We start from the raw sequence: 22,601 nt of genomic DNA, 5'->3' as shown, positions 1-22,601 counted from the left end.
AGTCAAGGATTCCATTTGTTGGAAAGGGCCGGACGCACGGTGTTCAGATCCGGCGAATTCTCCAGGAAGTTGTCGGGGTAGTAGCCAAAACTGCTGGCACCCTGGCGCTTGAGCACACCCATCCACTCGGCCATTTGCACGCCGGAAATGTCCGGGGCGGCTGGAGTGCGCCAATCCTTGGCCTGTAGCTCGAAGACCGTGCGCTGCATCGCACCGGGCCGGGCCTTGACCGTGGCCACGAGCTTTTCCAGCCAGGCGTTGGAGTTCTTCAGTGACTGACCTTCCATCAATGGCATCGCCATCGGCGCGGTCCAGTCGTAGTGCTGGAGGAAGTCGTCGAGGTTCTGCGCAAACCAGGCTTCGCTGGCTGGGTTGAGCATCGGCTCGGCGAAGATATTGCGCGCGGTGAGCACTTCCGGGCCGCGCAGGGCGCGGACCTTGGCGGTCAGTTCATGGGTGAAGTCGATCAGGTACCGGCTCTTGAAACGGGTCCAGCGCTGCATCACTTCAGGGTCGGCGCGCAGCGCCTGGATGCTGCCCGGCAGGCCGTTGGCGGCGTAGGTTTTCAGGGCTTGGGGGCTGGCGTCTTCAAAGTCCGAGAGCACGGCGTCATCGTGGAACAACACACCGTGGATAGCGCTGGTACGGGCCAGGTCTTCGTAGATCTCACCGATGACTTTGCGCACCTGGGGATCGAACGGCGACAGGCGCTGGTACTGTTTCGGGTCGACGGCCACCTTGCCGGTGGCCGGGTCCCAGCGGCTGACGCGGGGTAGCTTGGCATCCAGGGCAAAGCTCAGCACGGGCATCCAGGCGTAGACCTTGACCAGGCCGGCACGGGTATGCAGCTGCCAACTGACACGGTTGAACAGGTCGGCACGCATCGGCAGATGGCGGTTGGGGAAGTACAGCGAACGCGCCAGGCCATCGCCCTTGGGGTCGGCGAACGCCTGGAGGAATACAGTGTCGACGCCCATGTCCAGCACACGCTGGACCAGCGCGTCGAGGTTGCGCACCTCCTGCGCCTTGTCCGGGTCGTAGACATGATCGAGGTCCACATGCAGCACGCGCATCGGTGCTTTGACCTGCGCCGAGACCATGCTGTTGGCGAAGTCCTCACCGTACGGGTCGTTGTCCACCAGAAAGCGCGGGCTGCTCATCAAGTTGCCGAGGTTGTCGAGGCCGTCCTCCAGGGTCAGGGCCATCTGGTAACCCTGCTCACCCACCACCGTCAGAGCAGTGCCATCCGCCGCCCCATACGGCCATACCCACACACGCGGGGCCTTGCCGGTAACGGCGCGGATCTTATTGGAAATCGCCGCGACGTCGGCGCGCATCCGCGCCCGGAACTGCGCTTCGGACTCATAACTGCGGGTGACCGGGTCATAGCGCCGGGTGGCGGCGGCCGGTTCCTGGTTGCCCTGGGGGTTGGCCAGCACGCCCTTGTGGCTGGCGTCGGTGTGGGCGGCGATTTCCACCAGGCCCGATTGCGCCACTTCGCGCACTTGTTGCCAGGTCAGAAACTCCCCGCGGTTACGCGGCACGCCGGCAAAATCCACCGGCTGGTTCAACGGCGTGTCGACCCAACTGCCCACTGGCGCCAGCACGGCCGGCCACTGGTAGGCACGCAGGATCGGCATAACGCGGGTGTAAAAGCTCGAATAACCGTCGTCGAAGCTGAGCATGACGGCTTTGGGCGGCAGCTCTGGCCCGCCGGCACGGGCGGCGAGGACCTGGTCGACGCTGACCGCCTGGTAACCGTTCTCGCGCAGCCAGGACAACTGTTCGATCAGGCGTTCGGTACGCACCGCCACCACTCTCTGGTCGGGGTCACGGTCGTTGACATCGTGGTAGGCAATGCCCAGGAAATGGTTTTTCGGCCACGGCGCTTCGTTGACCGGTTTGAGTCGTTCAGCAGGTGGCGTAAAAGGCGCGGGGGACTGGGCACAGGCACTGCTCAGCACAAAACCCAGGGCCAGCAGGCAACGGGAAACAAGGGTCATGATCGGACTCTTCTAGAAACGGTAAGTGAGGTCGACGATCAGGCGCACATCGCTTTCGCGCTCACCGTCATAAGGTCGGTTGATCCAGCTCAGGTTGGCGCCGGTTTCCAGTACGTCGTTCCAGCGATAACGCTGGCCGTAACTGAGCAAACCAATGGCACCGGTGGAGTAATCGCGCTGGCTGTAAGTGCCCGCACCGGCCTGGAACTGCTGACTCCACTGGGTTTCGTAGCGGTGATAAAGCACATGGTTGACGCTCACCGTGGGCAGCACGCTGAAGTCTGAGCGCGGGTTGAAATACGCGGCCTCTTCCTTACTGTTGCGGCTGGCGGCGACTTCCAGGCCAAGGTCTACTTGCACGCCCGGCGAGCGGTAGACACCCTCACGGCCGATGAGCGACGCTTCGACACGGTCGTTACCGTCACTGAAGTGGGACGGGCTCAGCGCCAGTTTCCACTCACGGCTCTCGTTGGCGCTCCAGCGGATAAACCCGCTGCCGCCGTTGGCGGTGACGTTGGCATTGAGCGCGCGCAACGGCGTGCTGGCGGCCAGGTAGTCAAGACTGCCCCCGTACTGCCAGTGGTCGTTGATGTCGCGGGCAATCGCCAGGCGTGCGCCCTGCTTGGTGCCTTTGCCGTAGGAGTGATTGGAGACTTCGGCCTCCAGGGTCATATCACGGGTACGCCGCTCCACACCCAGGCGCTGCCAGCGGTGGTGGCCCGTGCCTTCTTCAAAGTCGGCGGTGGCGTAGCCGATACCGCCGAATATCCGCCAGTCTTCATCGATGGGCGGGCTGTAGAGCAGGGTTTCGATCCCCCAGTCACGACTACCGGCAACCGCCCCGCCGCCATGGCTTTTACCGGTCTCGGCTTCGATACGCAGCTCGGCCATCTCATGCACCTTGCGCAGGCGCTGGAGACGTTGGACCTGGCGATTGTCCGGGGCGCGGGCGACCACGTCATCGGCGAGCATATCGAGTTGGCGCCACTCCTGCAGATCCAGCGCGTTGTAGCCTTGGGAGACTTCCAGGTCGATGTGGCGCGGGTTCTGGTTTTCGGCGTCCTTGAGGGCAATTTCGGCACGTCGCGGCCAGGCGCGGGCGCGGAACATGTCCGCCTGGGCCACGCGCATGCCGACATTGCCGGGCGAGGTGCGCACCAGGGTTTCCAGGCTTTTTTCACTGGTCGGCAGATCGGCGCCGTAGGTCGCGGCCTGGGCCGCCAGTTGCTGGGCGGCCAGCCACGCGTCGTTGGGGTTACCGAGGGGCAGCCCCTTGAGTTCAACCCGAGGTCTTTGCGTGCTCGCCAGGTCGTTTGCGACGGCGCGAGCTTCGCGGGTCTGGTCGTTTTCCAGCAGGGAGTAGTACAGCGCGGTGCTGTCGACCACCTGATTGCTGGGGTCGGCATCCGACGCGGTCACTGCCTGGCGATACAGCGGCGCGGCCTTCTCGGGCAAACGCTGGTCGAGGTAGGCGGCGGCCACCCAGCGCAGGGCGTAGTTGGGCAGTTGCACGCCTTGAGCTTGCAAGGCTTCGTAGTCGTGGAGCACCTCGGCGGTACGTGCGCGGGCCTTGAGCGCGCCCAGGCGGTCGATGCGCCAGCGCACCACATCATCATGGGCACTGGCGTCCGGGGTCCAGGTGGCGAGCAGTTGGTCGTAATCCTTGAGGGCGCGGTCGGCGATCACAAAGCGTTCGCTTTCACTGCGCGTCGGGAATTCAGCCAGGCGCACGCGTTCGGCAGCCAGGTCGCCTTCCAGGCGGCGCTGGGTCACCGGGTCCAGCAAGCCGGGGTGGCGGGCGCTCAGGCGCAGGGCCGGTTCCGGCATACGTGCACGTTGCAGGGCGATCAGGTATTCGCGCACCACCTCGGACTGGTTACCGGCGCGGATAAACGCCTGGTCGAATTCGAACAGCGAATCATAGGGCTGCCCGGCACGGGACAACGCATAGCCCAGGGCCATACGCCGCTCGACATTCTCGGGCTTGGCCGCCACCAGGGTGCGGGCACGCTGCACGGCTTCGGCGGTTTTGCCGCCATCGGCCAGGGTCATGGCCAGGCCCAGTTGCAGGTCCGGGTTGCTCGGTTCGCGCAGCAAGGCCTGGCGATACACCGCCTCGGCGGGGGCCCAGCGCTGTTGATTGCGGTAGGTGCGGGCCACGGTGGTCAGCGCTTGGGTGGTCAGTTGGCGCTGGTGCCCCTGGGCCTCATAGACCTTGAGTACTTCGTCATCCTGGCGCGCCCAACTGGCGATCAACAGGTGATCGCTGACCTGGCCAGAGGTCTGGCGCTCGGCAGGCAATTGGCGCAACAGGTTGAGCGCTGGCGTGTAGTTGCCGGTACGGGCCTGGCGAATCAGGGAATCATAGGCAGGATCGGCCACGGCCAGGGTCGGCAGCAACAAGGCAGCACCGATCAGTAGACGCAGGCGGCCAGGGCCAGAGGGAGAGAAATTACGCAACATGTCGTCAGCTTCCTTACTCGGAAAGCTGTAGCGATAGGTTCGCCTGTACAACACGCATCAGGCCGCCGGTGTCTGATGACCCGGCCAAGCTTTCCTGGGCGCAATATCCCTGAGAAGGATATGGAATAGGACAAATTAGGACAATTGTTCAGAATTGTCCTACAAGCCAGTTGAGATCAAACGTGGGGCTTGTGTGGGAGCTGGCCTCTGTGGGAGCTGGCTTGCCTGCGATGGCATCACCTCTGTTTCACTGACACACCGAGGTGATGCTATCGCAGGCAAGCCAGCGCCTACACAAACCGTATTCCTACAGGGGGTCGGGCAGCCTTATTGGGCGCCGCTGACCGCACCCAGCTTGCCCAGTACGCCGCCGATAAACTGCTCGACGGTCATTTTCTGGCCATTGAAGGTCACTTCATTGTTGGCGTAATGCAGCTTGGCCAGGATGTCGTTGCCTTCCAGGGTCGCCAGTTGCGTGCCCACGGCCATGCCGCTGACCATCTCGCTGGCCATCTGGGCCTGCTGCTCGATGGCTTTGGGGTCAGTCACACCACCGATCTGCGCTTGCAGGGCGGCCACGTCAGCGATCATCGGCTTGGACAGGGTCAGATTGGCATCCAGCAGCGTGATCATCTGCTTGGCCAGTTCAACCGGCGGCAGCTCCATGGTGGACGGCTTGGTCAGGTCTACCACCAGGTTGAAGCGGCTTTCGCCATTGGCGGTCTTCAGGGACAGATTTTCCAGGGCCACTTGCGGCTTGGCGGCCAGCAGCAGATCAACGTTGGCCTGGGCCAGCACTTGCTCGGCTTCGCTCAGTTGCAGCTCAGGAATCGGTTGGCCGGCAGCCTGGGCAGCCTGCACCGGTTGCATCTTGTCCTGATACAGCTTGGTCAGCACCATGGTCGATGGCACATCGATGTTCTTGACGCTCACGGCCATGGCCGCCGAACCCACGGGCTTGCCCTGGTAACCGATCTCGGTGATTTTGTAGTCGACGCGACCGTCCAGGTTGTTGTCCTTGGTATCGCTGCTGTCTTTCTGCTCGAACCCTTTGACGGTCAGCACGGCTTGTTCCGGGCCAAAGGTGAACGTGCTGTTGCTCAACACGACGGTATTCTGGCCGACATAAAAACCAAAGCTGCTCTTGGTCAAGTTACTGGCGAGGGTCAAGCCATTGAGCTCTGCCTGGAACGGTGCCCCCTTGGGGTCGACCAGGGAGACCTTGAGGGCGTCCATGTAACCGTCGACCTTGATCTCTGTCGCCTTTTCGGTGTTGAAGTAGTCCATGTTCAAGCCGGAGAAGGTGACGCTGGTGGTGCCGTCCTTGTACTCCAGGGGCAGCAGCTCCAGGTTGCCCGTGACCGAACGGTTGAAACCGATGTTGGCGACGCCTTTGACCGGCGAAACGTCCTTGGTGGCGGCGAACCATTTTTCGGTGGTCGGGTTCTTCTCGAGGGCCAGGTGACTGGTAGCCAGCACTGGCCACCACTTCAGGGTGACCAGGCGCGAGACCGGCAGCGGACCGTGTTCGATACGGTCGACAAACAGCAGTTCGCTGTCTTTGAACTGTTCACCGAACACCGCGCCTTCAGCCTTGAGACGGAAGTGGCCGGTGCTGCTGAACCAGCCGCGATCCAGGGAGACCATCTCCAGGGTCATACGGCCATCGACACCGGCCAGGGAGCGTTCCATCTCCTTGTTGGCGTCTTCGATCGTGGTTTTAAGCACACCTTCCAATTGGCTGCCGGTGTACCAGGCACCGCCGGCACTGACCACGCCGACGGCGGCAACAAAACCCAAAAGTACAACGGCTGATTTATTCATGAAGTGTCCTGATCCAATCCTGTGCGAAGTGGGCTGTCTTCCCTGAACCCCGAAGTGGGGCGTCGGCTCAAGCCCGCCGAAAATCGGGGCAAGGTTAGCACTGGCGGGGGGGCTCGTTGCAATCTCTTGTGGCGGACAACGCGGCCCAGGGGATGGAAATGGAACATTGTGGCGAGGGGGCTTGCCCCCCGTTGGGCCGCGTAGCAGCCCCAATAAGACTCACGGAGTTTTATCAGGTCCACTGGACTCAGCCCTGGGTCAGGAGTATTCCATCTCGATTTCGTCGAGCTGGTGATCAAAACTCTTCAGCCGCGCCGTCCAGGTGTACACCAGCACTTCAAACTCGCGGTGAATCACCGCATTGCCCGGCGTATCCGCCTTGGGGTCGTAGAAGTCCAGTTGGTAACGCTCGCGGGCCATGGCGGTGGCGACGTCGGACAGTTCCCGGGCGTTGTTCAGCCAGTGCCGCCCTTCGGCCACTTGTCGGTCGAGTACCACGCATTGTTGCTTCAAGGCTTCGAGGCTTTTTTCCAGGGGCGTGCCGGTCAGTTCGCCCATGACTTCCTGGAAGGTGCGCCCAGGCTGCCAGTAGCTGCCCCAGAAATAGCGGTCGAACACGGTTTCGACCCGGCGCAGGGCGACCTTGGTGTCCCAGATTGCCACCCGCGTCTTGCCTTGTTCGAGGATTTTTTTCTGGGTGCGCTGGCCCTGGTAGGAGGCCCAGGCCACCACGCCAATGGACAACGCGGCGATCAACGCACAGGCGCTGTCGAGGAACACCATGGCCTTATCCAGTTGATGGGCCAGCATGACGCCGTAAAAGTAAGTCGCCGATAACAACACCAGTGCGAAGAGCACGCACCAGAACGCGGGAGCATAAGGGTTTTTCATTATTGGAATCCCCATGAGCAACGCAGGCAGTGATCAGCGGGCCATCACGCAAGCCCGTCTGATCAAAGCATAGCAACCGCCTCAGGGTTTGCCGGGTTGTGTGCCTTGCGTTCGTCCGCTTTCCCAGCCGCCGCCCAGGGCCAGGAACAGGTCGATCTGGCTCATCGCCACCTGGGTATTGGCCTGAGCCAGTTGCGCACGCATATCGGTGTAGGTGCGCGTGGCTTGCAGGTCGGCGAGGAACGACTCGCGCCCGGCCTGGAAGAAGCGGTGCGTCTGGTCGGCGGCCTGTTGCGCCGACTGCTCGGCCTCGGCCAGGGCATCGCGGCGCTGCAGTTGGGCAGTGTATTGCGCAAGCCCGGTCTGGGTCTCGCGGATGGCATTGAGCACCACCCCGTCAAAGTGCGCCAAGGCGCCCTGGGTCGCGGCTTCGGCTTCATGGATGCGCGCACGCGAGCCGTTGGACGGCACCGTCCAGCTCAACAGCGGGCCGAAGCCCCAGCGGTTGGCGGCCGGTTTGCCGAGGTTGTCGATAATGCCCACGGTGCCGATGGAGGCGCCGATGCTGATATCCGGGTACAACTCGCCGGTGGCCACGCCAATGCCCGCCGTCGCCGCCGCCAGTCGGCGTTCGGCCTGGCGCACGTCAGGGCGGCGCTTGAGCAGGGTGGCGCCGTCGCCCACCGGCAGCAACTGGGCAATCTGCGGCAACTCGGCGCAATCGCGGGTGCCGGCCGGCAATTGGTCCAGGGGTTTGGCCAGGAGCATCGACAGGCGGAACAAACCGGCCTGGCGCGCCGCCTCAAAGCGCGGCAGTTCAGCGCGCAAAGACTTGAATTGGGTTTGTGAGCGGGTGACCTGGGTTTCATCGCCACGCCCCGCATCGCGCAGGCGCTGGGTCAGGCGCGTGCTCTGGGCTTGCAGGTCGAGAGACTGGCGGGCGATGTGCAGCTCTTCATTGGCCGCACACACCTGGGTGTAGGAGCGCACCACGTCCGCCACCAGGGTGATGCGTGCGGTATCCACCGCGGCCTGGGTCGCGTCGGCATTGGCCTGGGCGCCTTCGATGCCGCGCTGCAAGGTGCCGAACAGGTCGAACTGATAGGAGGTGGTGATGCCGATATCACCGACATTCGCCACCGGCACTTTATTCGCCTGCAAAAAAGCCTCGCCGGACTCCTGCAAACGCTGGGCGCCGAGCTTGACCCCGCCGCTCCAGCCGCCCGCCGATTGCGCTTCCTGCACCTGGAAACGCGCCCGTTGCAGGTTGGCCGCCGCCACACGCAGGTCGGTGTTGGAGGCCATGGCCTGGCGCACCAGTTCATCCAGGCGCGGGTCCTGGTACAACTTCCACCAGTCGGCGGGCACCGGCGCCGAGACTACATTATTGCCCTGCCCGGCCAGTTGGCCCTGCAGGTCGCCACGGTTGACGGCGGCTGCATCCGGCAACTGGTAATCCGGGCCCACTACCTGGCAGGCCGACAACAGCAGCCCCAGCCCAGCGGTCGCCAGCAGTTGCTTCATGGCTGGTCTCCGGACTTGGGCTGGTCATCCATGATCGACACGGTGGCCGTGCGCCCGGCAATCATGCGGAAGTCCGCCGGCACATCATCAAAGGCGATACGCACCGGGATCCGCTGGGCCAGGCGCACCCAACTGAACGCTGGGTTGACGTTGGGCAGCAGGTTGGAGCCGCTGGTGCGGTCGCGGTCTTCGATGCCGGCGACGATGCTTTGTACATGCCCGCGCAAGCGGGCGTTGTCGCCAATCACACGGATATCCACGCTCTGGCCGACATGGATGCCGTCCAGTTTGGTCTCTTCAAAGTAGCCGTCGATGTGGAAGGAATTGCTGTCCACCACCGACAACACCGGGCGCCCGGCGGTCACGAACTCCTGGGTCCGGGGCGCACGGTCGTTGACGTAGCCGTCCACCGGGCTGCGGATCACCGAGCGGTCGAGGTTGAGCTGGGCGCTATCCACCGTCACCTGCGCCTCGGCCAGGGCCGACTGGGCGCGGGCCACGCGGGACAGGCTTTCTTCCAGTTGCTCGCTGGCCACCAGGTTGCCCAGGCCGCGGTTGCGCCTGGCTTCGCGCTGGGCCTGGGCCAGGGTTTCCTGGCGGTCGGCCACGGCCGCCTGGGCCTGGCGCAGGGCGAGCTTGAAACGGTCCTGGTCCACGGAGAACAGCACCTGGCCCCGGGTCACCAGTTGGTTATCGCGCACATCCACTTGCTGGATCAGCCCGGACACGTCCGGGGCGATCTGCACGATGTCGGCGCGGATATGCCCGTCGCGGGTCCAGGGGGCGAACATGTAGTACATGACCATACGCCAGACTACGACGCAGGCAAAGGTCACTACCAGCAACGTCAGGACCACACGGCCGATCGTCAAAAAAGGTTTTTTCATGTCATCAGGTATCGACTGAGTGAGTCCACAGCGCCCAGCAACAGCGCGTAGAGAGCCACATTGAATAATGCCCGGTGCCAGACCAGGCGGTAGAAGTGGACGCGGGTCAACAACCCGTGCACCACCAGGTAAAAGCCATACGTAATGCCCATCAGCACCAGCAGCGTGGGTAGGAACACTCCGCTGATATCCAGGTCACCGATCATAGAGGCGCTCCATCGGGTAACGGCGCGTCCATCTCGCCTGTACTGACAAACTCCACGCCGGGCAACAGCGCCAGGCGCAAACCGCTGAGGGCGTGCAGCAGGTGCAGGCGGGTTTCGCCCTCGCCTTGCAGGCCCTGGCCGTTGAGGGCGCGGCGGGTGCGGTCCAGGGTCATCAGCAGACCGCTGGGAGCCGGCAGGCGTTCACCGGCCTTCAGGCACGCCTTGAAGTACTCGCCGACCTCGGCCACCACCTGGTCGAGCAACACTCGCGGCACGCCGAGGATGCGGGGTGCGTAGGCCAGCAGGTCGAGCAGGTTCAGCGCCACGCGCAGCTCGCGCAGGGCGACGCCGGTGTCCTGGCCGGTCATGGCCAGGCGCGGCAGGTGCTGCATCAGGCGGTCGAGCATTTGCACGCCCAGGCGCCGGTGCTCGGCGAGGGTGGCCGGCTGCGTGAGGCCGACAATATCGCGCCAGCTGAAACGGGTCAGGCGCTTGGCCGCCAGCTCAGCGCCAAAGGGCCGCGCGATCAGGGTCCAGACAAAGGCAAACAGCAAGCCCACCGGGCCGGCGAGGTTGGAGTTGGCGAAACTCAGAAAATCCGCGTCGTAGGCGCCCTGGATGCTGATAAAGGACGAGGTGTTGACGATGGTCAGCAGCATGCCCAGGTAGAAACGCGGTTGCACCGTCAGGGTGCCGACCCAGATAAAGGGCACCGCAAACGCCAGCACCAGCATCGGAAAATCATGCAGATTGGGCAGGATCAGGAATAGGTAGAGGCTGGCGAACAGTACCGACATCGCCGTCCAGAAAAAGAACCGGTAGATCTGCGGCGCCGGGTCGTCCATCGAGGCGAAGAAACTGCACGCCACCGCCGCGAGGATCACTGCGCTGCCGCCATCGGTCCAGCCCAGCAGAATCCACAGCACCGAGGCGACGATAATCGCGCTGACCGTGGAAAACGCCGAGTAGAGCATCAGGCCGCGATCAAGGAACGGCGTCAGCCGGCCCAGGCGCCAGTGACGATAGACCGCGCGCCACGGGGCCTGGCTTTCACTGTGGATGGCGGCTTGCAGGCTGCGGCAGTCTTGCCACAGGTCGATCCACTCGCCGAGGCGATACAGCGCGTTGGAAAACAGCAACTGATGACGGTCGTCCAGGGCCTCGGCGTCGGGTTGCAGGGCTTCGAGCTGGTCACGCAGGACGCGCCAGCGTTCGACCGGCGCCTCATCGGTTGTGCTTTGCAGCCACTCGGTGGTGGCCGCCAGCAGCGGCGCGAACTTGCCGACCAACTCCGGGGTGCGGCGCTCCAGGGCATACAGCGCGTCATCCAGGGCATCCACCACCGGCAACAGATGGATCATGCGCCCGCGCAGCTCCTTGGTGTTGCGCACCGTTTGTGGCCGCGCGCCTTCGTGGGGCAGTTGGCCGATCATCAATTCCAGGGTGTTAAAGGTCGCGACCATGCCGCCGCGCAGGCTGCTGACTTCCTCGGGCTGTACGTTGCGATTGAGGAAGCGCTGGCTGTAGATCGTCGCGTCGGCAAACCATTTACGCACCGAGTCATCGAACACCGGTGCCAGGCGCCGTGGCCAGAACATCGCGCCGACCACCGCCGCTACGGCGATGCCAAGGAAGATTTCTTCGGTACGCGCCTCGGCCACATCCCACACCGCCAGGGGGTTATCCACCACCGGCAAGGCGATCAACGGCAAGGTGTAGCCCGCCAGCATCAAGGCGTAGCTGTTGGCGGTACGCAAATGCAGGGACAGAAACAGCAAAATGCCAGTCCACAACGCAATCACCACCACCAGCAGGAACGGTGTCTGCACAAACAGCGGCACGAAAAACACCGCGGCCATCGCCCCGAGAAAGGTGCCGATGGCACGGTACAAGGCCTTGGAACTGGTGGGCCCGACAAACGGGCTGGAGACGATATACACCGTGGCCATCGCCCAATACGGACGCGGCATTTGCATCAGCATGGCGATATACAGGGCAATCATCGACGCCGCGAAAGTACGCACACCGTAGAACCAATCCCGGGCCGGCGGCATGCCGGTAAAAAATCCGTTCAAGAAGCCACGACCAACGGTGGGTGGTTGGCTGCTTCAAAAGCATGCAGCACGCGCAACGCGGCTTCCAGATCGGCAGGGGCCATGTCTGCCAGCACTTCATGGCGCAAGCGCACCAGCTGGGCTTCGACCGCCTGCACCAACTCGCGGCCGCGCTCGGTCAGGCTCAACGCCTTGGCGCGGCGGTCGTGCAGGTCTTCGCTGCGGCACACCAGGCCGGCACTGCACAGTTGGTCGAGCAGGCGTACCAGGGACGGGCTTTCCATCCCCGAAGCCTGGGCCACCTTGACTTGATGCACGCCGTCGCCGAGACGGCCGATCATCAGTAAAGGCACCGCACAGGCTTCAGAAATACCGTAACTCACCAGCGTGGCCTGGCAGATTTTGCGCCAGTTACGGGCGCCCGCCACCATGCTGCTGCTGAGGCTCATATGAAGGGTTTCGAGGGTTTGAGGCACGAGGTCATTCGCATACAGTTAGTTTGCTAACTATCAATATGGTGGAGGAATGGAATCTCGTCAAGTTTTGATACAAATTCACAGATAGGCGGTGGGGCCCCTATAACGCGCCGCCTCTGTGGGAGCTGTCGAGCCTTGGCGAGGCTGCGGTGGCAGTAGCACTGCTGGCATTGATGTTGGCTGATCCACCGCTATCGCAGCCTCGCTCGGGCTAGACAGCTGCCACATTCGAATGAGTTCACTTAAGCACGGCTGCTGCGCAACAGCACATTCAACTCATCCACCACTTCCGCCCAATCCGCATCCTCCAGAATTTCTTCGCGTAGAAACGCCTTCTGGCTACCCGTCCAGAAAAACGCATCTTCGAGTTTCAACTCCGGCTTGAGCGGCGAATGCACCGCAACAAAACGCTCAATGCTGGTGGCGTCATCGGGCAGCCCGAGCTGTTTGAACAACGACGGCAGGCTGTGAACAGGCGATTGCATGGCAACTCCAAAAAATCAGTGATTGCCCTCAGTCTAGACCGATAAAACCCACAGATTGGCAGCCATTCGTGCAACATTTTGCAATGTTCACGCTATCATCTTCACCTTTCGCCCAGTGGCATTCACGGACTCCCGGAATAAGGACAATTCATGCGCATCGGTCTTCTGTCATCCCTGACCCTGGCACTGTGTGCCGCCTTTTCCCTGCAGGCCCAGGCCAGCGGCGACGACTCGTGCTACCCCGACTGGCGCGTGTCCCAGGATTCGCTGACCGCCTGCAGCAACATGCCATTCCTGAGCCCCGGCAATGACAGCCGGACCAACCTGCGCCTGTTGCTCGCGGCAAAAAAGAACGCGCCCCTGACCCCTAATGCGCTGGGTGAAGATGACCTGGCCCAGGGCTTCGGCCCGGTGCCGTTCCCGGTGTATCGCCTGGTGCCGCACCCGCCCGAAGGGCAGACGGGCGAAGAGCAAGGCACGGAGCTTGCGCAACTGTTGGCCTCGCTGGGCATCCAGCGCGAGGCCACGGCGGCGGCAGGCGATCAGTTTTTGTGGGGCGAAGGCAGCCGCTGCCGCAGCAACAATGTGCAGAGTGCCACCGACTTTGTGCGCCAAGTGATCAAGGCCGATGTGCCGGCGAATGAGCGAGTGCTGCTGGCCAATGCGCGCCTGAAATTGCTCGGCACCTGCGACTGGCAGGGGGAAGTGCTGCTGGAGCCGCAGTTGATCACTTCCATCCAGGGTCGCGAGCTGACCACCTACCTGCTCGCCGCTTCCGACTTTTACAGCGGGCGCTTTGTGTATGCCGAGCGCGGGTTTGCTGCGGTGACCCTGACCACACTGCCATGGCTCAAAGAAACGGCGGTGTACATGATCGCCCGCGCGTCGCTCAACCATGCCCAGGAAAACGCCTTCGATGAATACGGCCTACCCCAGCGCCAGGCTGTGGATAAGTCCGCGCTGGACGAAGCCGAGCACAGTTTCCTCAGCTACCTGAAAACTTATCCACAGGGTGAGTACGCCCCTTCCGCCCGTGGCCTGTTGCGCCGGGTGCACTGGTTGGCGGGCGATGCGAGCAAGCTGGCGGACGATTACGCCTGGCAACTGACCGAGGCCAGCGATGCCGAGCGCAATGGCTCCATTGATGAACTGGTGGAAGAAACCGACAACAAGCTGCTGACCAGCTACGCCGAGACCATCCGCAACCCATTGTTGCTGGCGATCAACGACCTGATGTGGATGCGCGCCAACAACCCGCCCAAGCTGACCCGCGCCACTCTCGACGGGCAAAAGGCCGCGTTTGCCAACGAGCCGGCGCTGTACGACTACTTGCAGGCGGCGTTCGCCCTGTATGTCGAGCACCAGCCAGACAACGCGTTGAAACATCTGCCACAAGAGCTGCCGTCGAGCCTGGATTACTTGGCCTTCAGCCAGCAAACCCTGCGCGGCCTGGCCCTGGAAGCCAAGCAGGACTGGAAAGGCGCCGAGGCGCTGTGGCTGCAACTGCTACCCCTGGCCAAGCAGCCCTTGCAGCGCGACCAACTGGAACTGGCCCTGGCGATGAACTACGAACGCAGCGGCCAATTGGCCAAGGTGTTCGCCGCCGACTCGCCGATCCAGACCAAGCAAGTGCGCTATATCCTGCTGCGCAGCGTGGCCGGGCCCGAGTTGCTGCGCCAGCAGATCAGCCAGGCCAGCGACCCGCTGGAGCGCAGTACCGCGCAATTTGTTTTGCTCTACAAAGACCTGCTGCGCGGCCAGTTCGCGACCTTTGCCGAGGACTTGCAGCAACTGCCGGCCTCGCCTGCCGCCGACAAGATCGGCACCAGCCTGGGCTATGTGTACGACGGCGGTCAGGCACTGACGCTGTTCCGCTGGAGCGGCGACAAGGCCGCCTCCGGCTACACCTGCCCGACCATCGCGCAAACCGCCAGCACCTTGCAGAGCGAGCCGAAAAACCCCCACGGCCTCAACTGCCTGGGTGAGTTCATCCTGCGCAACGGCCTGGATGGCATGCCCCTGGAAGAAGTGCGCTCGGCCGGTAGCCTGGGCAGCACCGCATCGGCCTTCAAAGGCGAAACCTTCTCCCGGCTCGAGGGTTACAAACAAGTCATCGCCAACCCCAAGGCGCCCCGTGACGACAAGGCCTATGCACTGTTCCGGGCGATCAACTGCTATGCGCCGTCGGGCTACAACAGCTGCGGCGGCGAAGATGTGGACAAGGCGGTGCGCAAGGGCTGGTTCCGCCAGTTGAAAACCGGGTTTGCCGACACCCAGTGGGGCAAGTCGCTGCAGTACTACTGGTAAGCCGGTGAAAGGTTTCTGGCTGGCGCTGCTGGTACTGGCGAGCCCGGCCTTCGGCGCGGTCGATGCCCGCGACTATGAGGCCTTCTGGCTGTGGAGCGGGGTCGCGCCACAGCCGGTGCTCAAGCAGGCCAAGACGCTGTACATCCTCCAGGGCCAGATCAACTCGACCCGCCGCCAGCCCTCACGCGGCGTGCAGTTCATCGCCCAGGGCATGAGCGTGCCGCGCATCCGCCAGGGCGAAGTGTGGATTGTCTACCGCGCCCACACCTTGCGCTGGCCAGAGCCGGTCTACACAAAAATGCTCGGCCAGGTGCAACGCTGGCGCGCAGCGGGCAACCCGGTGGTGGGCATCCAGATCGACTTCGACGCCCGCACCCAGTACCTGCATGAATACGCCGACTTCCTCAACGACCTGCGCCAGCGCCTGCCAAAGGATTTGCGCCTGAGCATCACCGGCCTGATGGACTGGAGCAGCAACGCCGACCCGGCCGCCATCGCCCAGCTCAAGGGCGTGGTGGATGAAGTGGTGGTGCAGACCTATCAGGGCCGCCACAGCATCCCGGATTACGCGGCGTACCTGCCACGGATGAACCGGCTGGGAATGCCGTTCAAGATTGGCTTGATCCAGGGCGGGCAGTGGCAGGAACCGGGGTATTTGCAGGGGAATGAGTGGTTTCGGGGGTATGTGGTGTTTTTGCAGAATCCGGGTTGAACCCTGTAGGAGCCGGCTTGCCGGTTCCTACAGGGGTAGCGTCTTACCAGTCGTAAGTCAGGCTCGACACCACCGTACGCCCTTCGCCGTAGTAGCAATCCAGATCGCTGGTGCACTGCGACACATAGGTTTTATTGGCAAGGTTCTGCACATTCATCGCCAACTTCACGCCTTTAAGCTTGAGAGCCGAGGCGCCCAGGTCGTAGCTCAGGCTGGCATCGTAGACGGTGTAGGACGGCACCGTGAACGCGCCGGCAACGTAGTCACCCATGCTGCTGCGCGTGTAGCGGGCCCCCAGGCCTGCGCCGAGACCAGCCAGCGGGGTGTCACCGATCACGGTGTAGTTGACCCACAACGCGGCCGTCAGCGGTGAGATACCGGCCGGGTGGCGGCCTTCGCGACCTTCGTTGTCCTTGGTGTACTTGATGTCGTTGCGCGCCGCCGAAGCGACCACATCCCAGGAATCGTTCAGCACCGCCTTGGCTTCGAACTCGACGCCGCGCGAACGCATGGCGCCGCTCTGGCTGCTGAAGTTGCTCGGCGGGTTGGCCGTCAGGATGTTTTCCTGGTCCAGTTGATAGACCGAGACCTGCACAAAACTTTCCTGGCCCGGTGGCTGGTACTTCACCCCGACTTCGTACTGGTTGCCTGTGGACGGGTCGAAGGGCTTATGGTTGGCATCGGTGCCGGACAGCGGCAGGAAGGACTCCGAGTAACTGATAAACGGCGCCAGGCCGTTATCGAACAGGTACACCAGGCCCGCACGGCCGGTGAAGGCCTGATCCTTGCTGCTGGTGCGATCGTCGCTCAGCGGCGCCTTGTTGACCACATTGGCCCAGTCATAGCGCCCACCCAGCACCAGTGCCCATTTGTCCCACTTGATCTGGTCCTGCACGTACAGGCCGGTCTGGGTGATGGTGTTGTCCCAGCGATACGGCTGGCCGAAATTCAGCGGCTGGCCATACACCGGGTTGAATAGATCAATGATCGGTGGGGTGCGGTCGTAGAGGCCGAGGAACCTGGAGTTGAAGTGGTAGTAATCCAGACCCACGATCAAGGTGTGGGAGAACTCGCCAGTGGTGAATTCGGCCTGGGCGATGTTATCCACGCCAATCACTTTGTTGTTCTGCCTCCAGTCCACGCCGAAGCGTTCCAGGTAGCGTTGATCCATGGCGCCAGTGGCCGGGTTGGCGACAAAACGGTAGCCGTGCAACGGCGCCACATAGCGGTCGTCCACTTCGGCATAGCGCGCGTTTTGCTTGAGGGTCCAGGTGTCGTTCAAGCGATGGGACAACTCGTAGCCGAAGGCAAATTGTTCGCGATTGTACTTGTTGACACCCGGCTCGCCGATAAACACATCACGGTCGATCTTGCCGTTGGGGTTGCGCCAGACCGTGCCGGATGCGGGCAGGCCCTGGGCCTCGGGCATGCCCTTGTCTTTCTGGTACTGGGCGAACAGGGTCAGGCTGGTGTCGTCGTTGGGCCGCCAGGTCAGGCTTGGCGCAATGAATTGGCGGCGGTTTTCGAAGTAGTCGATCTCCCCTTGCTCGTCCTTGAGGCGCCCGGTAAGGCGATAGAAAAACTGCCCTTGATCATCCAGCGGACCACTGAGGTCGATGGCCGCGCTTTTGTGCTCGTAGGTGCCGGCTTCGAGTACCACCTGGCGCACCGGGGTCTCGCTGGGACGCTTGCTGACCATATTGACGATGCCGCCGGGCTGGTTGTGCCCGTACAGCACCGACGCCGGGCCTTTGAGCACCTCGATGCGCTCCAGGGAATAGGGCTCGATCTGCAACGCTCCGCCGGTACTGCCGCCACCGTAAGGCAGGTGCAAACCGTCGAGGTACAAGGGTGTCGGCGAGAAGCCACGGGATGTCGGTTCATCGAACAGCTTCACCCGGTCGGAGAAGCCGCCGGCACTCATGCCAGGGGTGTAGAGCAGCGCCTGGGTCACGCTTTGCGCGCCGCGCGCCTTGATTTCAGCGGCGCTGATCACGTTGATGGTCTGGGGGATTTCCACCAGCGCCGCATCGGTCTTGCTGCCCGTGGCGCTGCGGGTGGCGACGATGCCGTCGACCGGGCCCCAGGCGTTTTCCTGGTGCTGCTGGGCGCTGATCTGGGTCGCCCCCAGTTGCATCGCGCCGTCCCCCGCGAGGGCCTGCACCGACCAACCGCTCCCCGCCTGCATCGCCACCAGGCCGCTGCCGGCCAACAAGCGCTCCAAGCCCGGCCCGGTGGCATAGCGCCCCTGCAAGCCAGGGCTGCGCTTGCCGGACGTCAGTGACGCATCCACCGAGAGCAAAATCCCCGAAGCGCTGGCGAAACGGTTCAACGCCTGGTCCAGGCTGCCGGCAGGGATGTTGTATTGGCGCAAGGCTTCGCCGGCGCTCTCCTGGGCCTGGACCAGGGTCGGGATAAGCGGCACAGTCGCCAGCACACTGACAAACAGGCCACGACGCAGGGCGCGGGCCAGGGGTTGGATTGGATGGTGCGGCATTGCAGGACTCCCCGTGAGAACGCTTCTTGATTGGCTTTCAAGAGGTAACCCGGACGGGATTGGAAAACCGACAAAGAAAAATGGAAAAAAATGCGGCCACTGACTTTCCACACCAAAACACCCATCAATGTAGGAGCTGGCTTGCCTGCGATAGCGGTGTATCAGTGACAGATGGGCCAACTGACCCACCGCTATCGCAGGCAAGCCAGCGCCTACAGTTGATCGAGTCAAACCCTGGCTTTGAGGGTGACCCAATAGCGAGTCACCGCCTGTACCCGCACCGGCAGTGAGCGCTCAAGGGCGGCGAGGATCGCGTCGGTGTCATTCAGCGGAAACACGCCGGTCAGTAACAAGCCGGAGATGGCCTCGTCACAGCGCAACAACCCCGGGCGATAGCGACTCAGCTCAGCCACAAACCGCCCCAGTGGCTGGCGCTCGGCAATCAGACGGTGCTGGGTCCAACTGCTGGCGTTGGCATCCAGCGCGGTCACTGCCGAGGTCTGTGTCGCACTGAACCACAGGCTGTCACCCGCCTTCATCAGCACCGGCACACCCTGCACCGGGCGGACCTGTAAGCGCCCTTCATAGAGGTCGACGCGGCTGCCGTCGTGCAGTTCGCGCACGGCAAAGCGGGTGCCCAGGGCCTGGATATCGCCCGCGGTGGTTTCGACGATCAGCGGCCGGGATGGGTCGTGGCCGCTGGTCAGCAGGATCTCGCCGCGAATCAGGCGGATGCGCCGCTCTGTGGCACTGAAGCGCAGGTCGACGGCGCTGTCGCTGTTGAGGTCCAGCTGGGTACCGTCGCTCAGGGTCAGGTGGCGAATCTCGCCGGTGGCGGTGCGATGCTCGGCAAACGCCGCCTGCCACGGCTGGCTGCCCTGGACCAGGTAGCCGCTGCCGCCGGCCACCAGCAACAGCCCAAGCAGTTTCAACGCCGCCCGACGCTGGGGGTCCGGCGCGTCACGCAACACCGCGCGGGCGCTGTCGGCGGGGACGCCGCCCAAGGTCTGCTGCAACTGCTGCAAACGCTGCCAGGCACGACGATGCTCCGGGTCGGCGGCCTGCCAACGGGCAAAGGCCTGGCGCTGGGCCCCGTCGAGTTCGCCGCCCCATTGCAGCATCAACCACTCGCTGGCCTGCTCGACCACAGCCTGGGCAATCGGCGCGTCATGGCGGGCTCTCATTCTTCGTAGACCACCTGGTAGCAGGCGATGATCGCGCGGGTCATGTACTTCTGCACCGAGCTGACCGTCACCCCCAGGCGTTCGGCGATCTGCGCGTAGGTCAGGCCTTCGAACTGCGACAGCAGGAACGCGCGGCGCACGTTCTCGGGCATGCGGTCGAGCATGGCGTCGATCTGCATCAGGGTTTCGAGGATCAACGCGCGGGTTTCCAGGCTCGGCGACTCGGGTTCCGGCAAGTGGGCAATGCTTTGCAGGTAGGCGCGCTCGATGCGCAAGCGGCGCCATTGGTCGATCACCAGGTTGCGGGCGATCTGCGTCAGGTAGCTGCGGCTTTCTTGGGCACCGGGAAAACGCCCCGACACCAGCAGGCGCAGGAAGGTGTCCTGCGCCACGTCGGCGGCGTGCTCGCGGTCGCCCAGGCGCTTGCGCAGCCAGCCTTGCAGCCAGCCATGATGGTCGCGGTACAGGAGATGAAGCTGTTGCTGGCCGTCAGTCGCGGTGTCCATGAATTGCTCGGATACACTATTGAGAGCAATTATCATTACAGCTTGTATCGCGACTGGCAAAAAACTTTATCTGTTACCGCCCGGCGGTCTGCACCGGATACACCGACTCCCAGCCCCCGCCCAGTGCCTTGTACAGGCCGACCATGGCCAGGGACACGCCGGTGGAGCTTTCCACCCATTGCTCCTGGGTCGCCAGCAACGCGCTCTGCACCGTGAGGACGTTGACGAAATCCACCACCCCTTCGACGTATTGGTGCTGGGCGGTGTCCAGGGCGATCTGGTTCTGGCGCACCGCTTCGGCCAGGCTGTCACGGCGCAGTTGGCTGGCGTTGTAGCGGGTCAACTGGTCGTCGATTTCATGCCAGGCGCGCAGCACGGTCTGCTGGTACGCCAAGGCCGCTTCCTGCTGCTGGGCTTCGCGCAGGTCGAGCATGCCCTGCAGGCGGCCACCGTTGAACAGCGGCAGGCTCAGCGACGGGCCGAAAGCAAAGGTGCGCGAGCCCCAGGAGCCCAGATCCGACAATTGCATGGCCTGGGAACCGAGGCTGCCCGACAGGGTGATCCGTGGGTAGAAGTCACCTTTGGCCACGCCGATGCTGGCGGTCGCCGCATGCAGGCGCGCCTCGGCCTGGCGGATATCCGGGCGGCGCTGTGCCAGCAGCGACGGCAGGCCAATCGCAACCTGGCGCTGGGTCTGGGGCACCGCCGCGTCAGCGACAGCTGCGCATGCAAGGCTTGCGGAGCCTGGCCCATCAACAGGCTCAGGGCATTGATCAACTGGTCCTGGCGCTGTTGCAAATCCGGCAGGCGCGCTTCGATGGCAGCTACTTGCGCAGCGGCTTCAGCGACATCCAGGTGAGTGGCCACGCCATCGGCCAAACGCAGTTGCGAGAGCTTCAGGCTACGGCGCGCCACGTCGAGGTTTTGCTCGGTGACCGCACGGGTGCTTTGCACGCCGCGCAGTTGGATGTAGTCCTGGGCGGTCTCGGCCAGCACCGATAGCAGCACCGTGCGGCGGTCGTTTTCCGCCACTTGCAGGGTGGCGTCGGCGGCTTCGGTTTCACGCCGTACCCGGCCCCAGAAGTCCAGTTCCCAGGAGGCGGCGAAACCGGCGTCCCACAGGTTGAAGGCCGAACGGCCGTTGTTGCCGGATGGATCGCTCAGGCCATTGGCGCTATTGCGTTTGCGCCCGTAGTTGCCATCGGCGCTGAGCTCTGGATAGCGCCCGGCGGTCGTCACCTGGCGTACTGCGCGGCTCTGTTGCAAGCGGCTGCTGGCCAGTTTCAGGTCGAGGTTGTCGGTCAATGCCCGGCGCACCAGGGCTGACAGTTGCGGGTCGTGGAACACATCCCACCACTGTTCTTCCAACGGGTCGCTGACCGCCCGGCTGGCGGCCTGGCGGCCCTGGGGCTCGGCCCATTGCGTCGCTGGCTGGGCATCGGGCCGTTTAAAATCCGGGCCGACGGTGCAGGCACCCAAGCTAATCAGGCTGAGAGTAAGCAGCGCGAGTTTTCTCATTGCTGCGCCACCTCACGTTGCTGCGCAGTGGGATGGGTATTGACGCTGGCCTCCACCGACATCCCGACCCGTAGGCGATGGACCTGTGCCTGACCCGGCTCCAGGATGATTTTCACCGGGATGCGCTGCACCACCTTGGTGAAGTTGCCGGTGGCGTTGTCTGGTTTGACCGAGGCGAAGGTCACGCCCGTGGCCGGCGCCAGGCTTTCCAGATGGCCGTTGAGGACTTCACCGTCGAGGCTGTCGACCCGCACTTCAACCGCCTGGCCGGCGTGCATATGGGACAGTTGGTTTTCCTGGAAATTGGCCACCACATAGGCGTCGGCCAACGGCACCACGGCGAGGATCTTGCTGCCCGGGGTGACAAAGGCGCCGACCCGTACCGCCCGCTCACCGACCATGCCATCCACCGGCGCGACGATGCGCGTGTACGACAATTGATAGCTGGCCATTTCCAACGCCGCCTGGGCGCGTTTCAAGCCACCTTCGGCGGCATCGCGCTGGGCGCTGAGAATCTCCACCTGCTTGCGTTCGGCGGCCAACACCGCCGTGGCGTTGGCCAGGCGTGCGGTGGCCTGGTCGATGCGGGTCCTGGCTTGCTGGGCGTTCTGCACCGTACCGGCACCGACACCGGCGAGGTGGTTGTAGCGGTTCAATTCGTGCTCGGCAAAGGCCACCTCGGCGCGATCGGCGGCCACCGTGGCCTGGGCCTGGGCGATCACCGAGCTCTGCCGCTCAAGGGTGGCCACCGCGTTTTTCAGCTGGGCCTGGGCCATCAGGGTCTCGGCATCGGCGGCCTGGGCGGCGGCGCGCAAGTCACGGTCGTCGATCAGCGCCAGCAACTGCCCGGCCTTGACCTGTTGGTTGTCTTCCACCAACACCTCTTTGATAAACCCGGCGACCCGCGGCGCCACCAGGGTGTAGTCGGCGGCGACGAAGGCGTCGTTGGTGGTCTGGCGCTTGCTGCCAAACACACCCGGCGCCAGCAGGTACACCAGCACGCCCACGGCGAATAGGCTGATAACAGTCACGGCAATCTGGTCTTTGCGTTTCATAAAAATCCT

General features: G+C 63.5%; 16 protein-coding genes and 1 pseudogene. 2 read left to right on the top strand and 15 right to left on the bottom strand.

Features of this window, described 5'->3' with window-relative positions:
* Window positions 1-2: 2 nt before the first annotated feature.
* The 10 genes from pgaB to HU773_RS01680 all read right to left on the bottom strand — a co-directional run bounded on the left by pgaB (window position 3) and on the right by HU773_RS01680 (window position 12,813).
* Window positions 3-2,003: a poly-beta-1,6-N-acetyl-D-glucosamine N-deacetylase PgaB gene (pgaB, locus tag HU773_RS01725; RefSeq protein WP_057957947.1), complete on the bottom strand. Its 2,001-nt coding sequence runs from the start codon at window positions 2,001-2,003 to the stop codon at window positions 3-5.
* 12 nt (window positions 2,004-2,015) lie between these two features.
* Window positions 2,016-4,466, bottom strand: a complete 2,451-nt coding sequence (gene pgaA / locus HU773_RS01720; protein WP_186625054.1) for a poly-beta-1,6 N-acetyl-D-glucosamine export porin PgaA — start codon at window positions 4,464-4,466, stop codon at window positions 2,016-2,018.
* Between the two features lie 327 nt (window positions 4,467-4,793).
* Window positions 4,794-6,290 carry a YdgA family protein gene (locus HU773_RS01715; protein WP_057957945.1) on the bottom strand — a complete coding sequence of 499 codons (1,497 nt, stop codon included), beginning with the start codon at window positions 6,288-6,290 and terminating at the stop codon, window positions 4,794-4,796.
* 258 nt (window positions 6,291-6,548) lie between these two features.
* Window positions 6,549-7,181: a hypothetical protein gene (locus HU773_RS01710; protein ID WP_057438948.1), complete on the bottom strand. Its 633-nt coding sequence runs from the start codon at window positions 7,179-7,181 to the stop codon at window positions 6,549-6,551.
* Between the two features lie 81 nt (window positions 7,182-7,262).
* The gene (locus HU773_RS01705; RefSeq protein WP_169960020.1) at window positions 7,263-8,705 is read right to left on the bottom strand and encodes an efflux transporter outer membrane subunit; all 1,443 of its coding nucleotides are present in this window, start codon (window positions 8,703-8,705) and stop codon (window positions 7,263-7,265) included.
* Complete coding sequence (locus tag HU773_RS01700) at window positions 8,702-9,592, bottom strand: efflux RND transporter periplasmic adaptor subunit (protein ID WP_186625053.1); 891 nt, start codon at window positions 9,590-9,592, stop codon at window positions 8,702-8,704. The genes HU773_RS01705 and HU773_RS01700 overlap by 4 nt, the downstream gene beginning before the upstream one ends.
* Window positions 9,589-9,798, bottom strand: coding sequence for a DUF1656 domain-containing protein (locus tag HU773_RS01695; protein WP_057438946.1), 210 nt, complete (start codon window positions 9,796-9,798; stop codon window positions 9,589-9,591). Before HU773_RS01695 ends, HU773_RS01700 begins: the two co-directional genes overlap by 4 nt.
* Window positions 9,795-11,873, bottom strand: a complete 2,079-nt coding sequence (locus tag HU773_RS01690; protein WP_057957942.1) for an FUSC family protein — start codon at window positions 11,871-11,873, stop codon at window positions 9,795-9,797. The genes HU773_RS01695 and HU773_RS01690 overlap by 4 nt, the downstream gene beginning before the upstream one ends.
* Window positions 11,870-12,301: a MarR family winged helix-turn-helix transcriptional regulator gene (locus tag HU773_RS01685; protein ID WP_057438945.1), complete on the bottom strand. Its 432-nt coding sequence runs from the start codon at window positions 12,299-12,301 to the stop codon at window positions 11,870-11,872. The genes HU773_RS01690 and HU773_RS01685 overlap by 4 nt, the downstream gene beginning before the upstream one ends.
* Before the next feature lie 269 nt (window positions 12,302-12,570).
* Complete coding sequence (locus HU773_RS01680; RefSeq protein WP_057957941.1) at window positions 12,571-12,813, bottom strand: DUF2789 domain-containing protein; 243 nt, start codon at window positions 12,811-12,813, stop codon at window positions 12,571-12,573.
* Window positions 12,814-12,963: 150 nt separating this feature from the next.
* On the opposite strand from HU773_RS01680, the gene HU773_RS01675 reads away from it, so the two are divergent.
* Both HU773_RS01675 and HU773_RS01670 read left to right on the top strand, forming a co-directional pair.
* Window positions 12,964-15,120 carry a PA5441 family protein gene (locus HU773_RS01675; protein ID WP_186625052.1) on the top strand — a complete coding sequence of 719 codons (2,157 nt, stop codon included), beginning with the start codon at window positions 12,964-12,966 and terminating at the stop codon, window positions 15,118-15,120.
* Window positions 15,121-15,124: 4 nt separating this feature from the next.
* Entirely contained in the window at window positions 15,125-15,832 is a 708-nt protein-coding gene (locus tag HU773_RS01670) for a DUF3142 domain-containing protein (protein ID WP_186625051.1), read from the top strand.
* 43 nt (window positions 15,833-15,875) lie between these two features.
* Here the strand turns inward: HU773_RS01670 and HU773_RS01665 are convergent, their stop codons facing one another.
* From HU773_RS01665 to HU773_RS01645, 5 genes and pseudogenes are all read right to left on the bottom strand, one after another.
* Window positions 15,876-18,329: a TonB-dependent siderophore receptor gene (locus tag HU773_RS01665; protein ID WP_186625050.1), complete on the bottom strand. Its 2,454-nt coding sequence runs from the start codon at window positions 18,327-18,329 to the stop codon at window positions 15,876-15,878.
* A 227-nt stretch (window positions 18,330-18,556) separates the two neighbouring features.
* The gene (locus HU773_RS01660) at window positions 18,557-19,513 is read right to left on the bottom strand and encodes a FecR domain-containing protein (protein ID WP_128593623.1); all 957 of its coding nucleotides are present in this window, start codon (window positions 19,511-19,513) and stop codon (window positions 18,557-18,559) included.
* Complete coding sequence (locus tag HU773_RS01655) at window positions 19,510-20,019, bottom strand: sigma-70 family RNA polymerase sigma factor (protein WP_057438940.1); 510 nt, start codon at window positions 20,017-20,019, stop codon at window positions 19,510-19,512. The genes HU773_RS01660 and HU773_RS01655 overlap by 4 nt, the downstream gene beginning before the upstream one ends.
* A 73-nt stretch (window positions 20,020-20,092) precedes the next feature.
* Window positions 20,093-21,537 (bottom strand): annotated as a pseudogene (locus HU773_RS01650) (efflux transporter outer membrane subunit).
* The gene (locus tag HU773_RS01645) at window positions 21,534-22,592 is read right to left on the bottom strand and encodes an HlyD family secretion protein (RefSeq protein WP_057438939.1); all 1,059 of its coding nucleotides are present in this window, start codon (window positions 22,590-22,592) and stop codon (window positions 21,534-21,536) included. The pseudogene HU773_RS01650 and the gene HU773_RS01645 overlap by 4 nt, the downstream one beginning before the upstream one ends.
* Window positions 22,593-22,601 lie beyond the last annotated feature (9 nt).

Source organism: Pseudomonas shahriarae (assembly GCF_014268455.2).
Lineage (GTDB): Bacteria > Pseudomonadota > Gammaproteobacteria > Pseudomonadales > Pseudomonadaceae > Aquipseudomonas > Aquipseudomonas shahriarae.
This window is presented reverse-complemented; position numbering and strand designations above follow the sequence as displayed.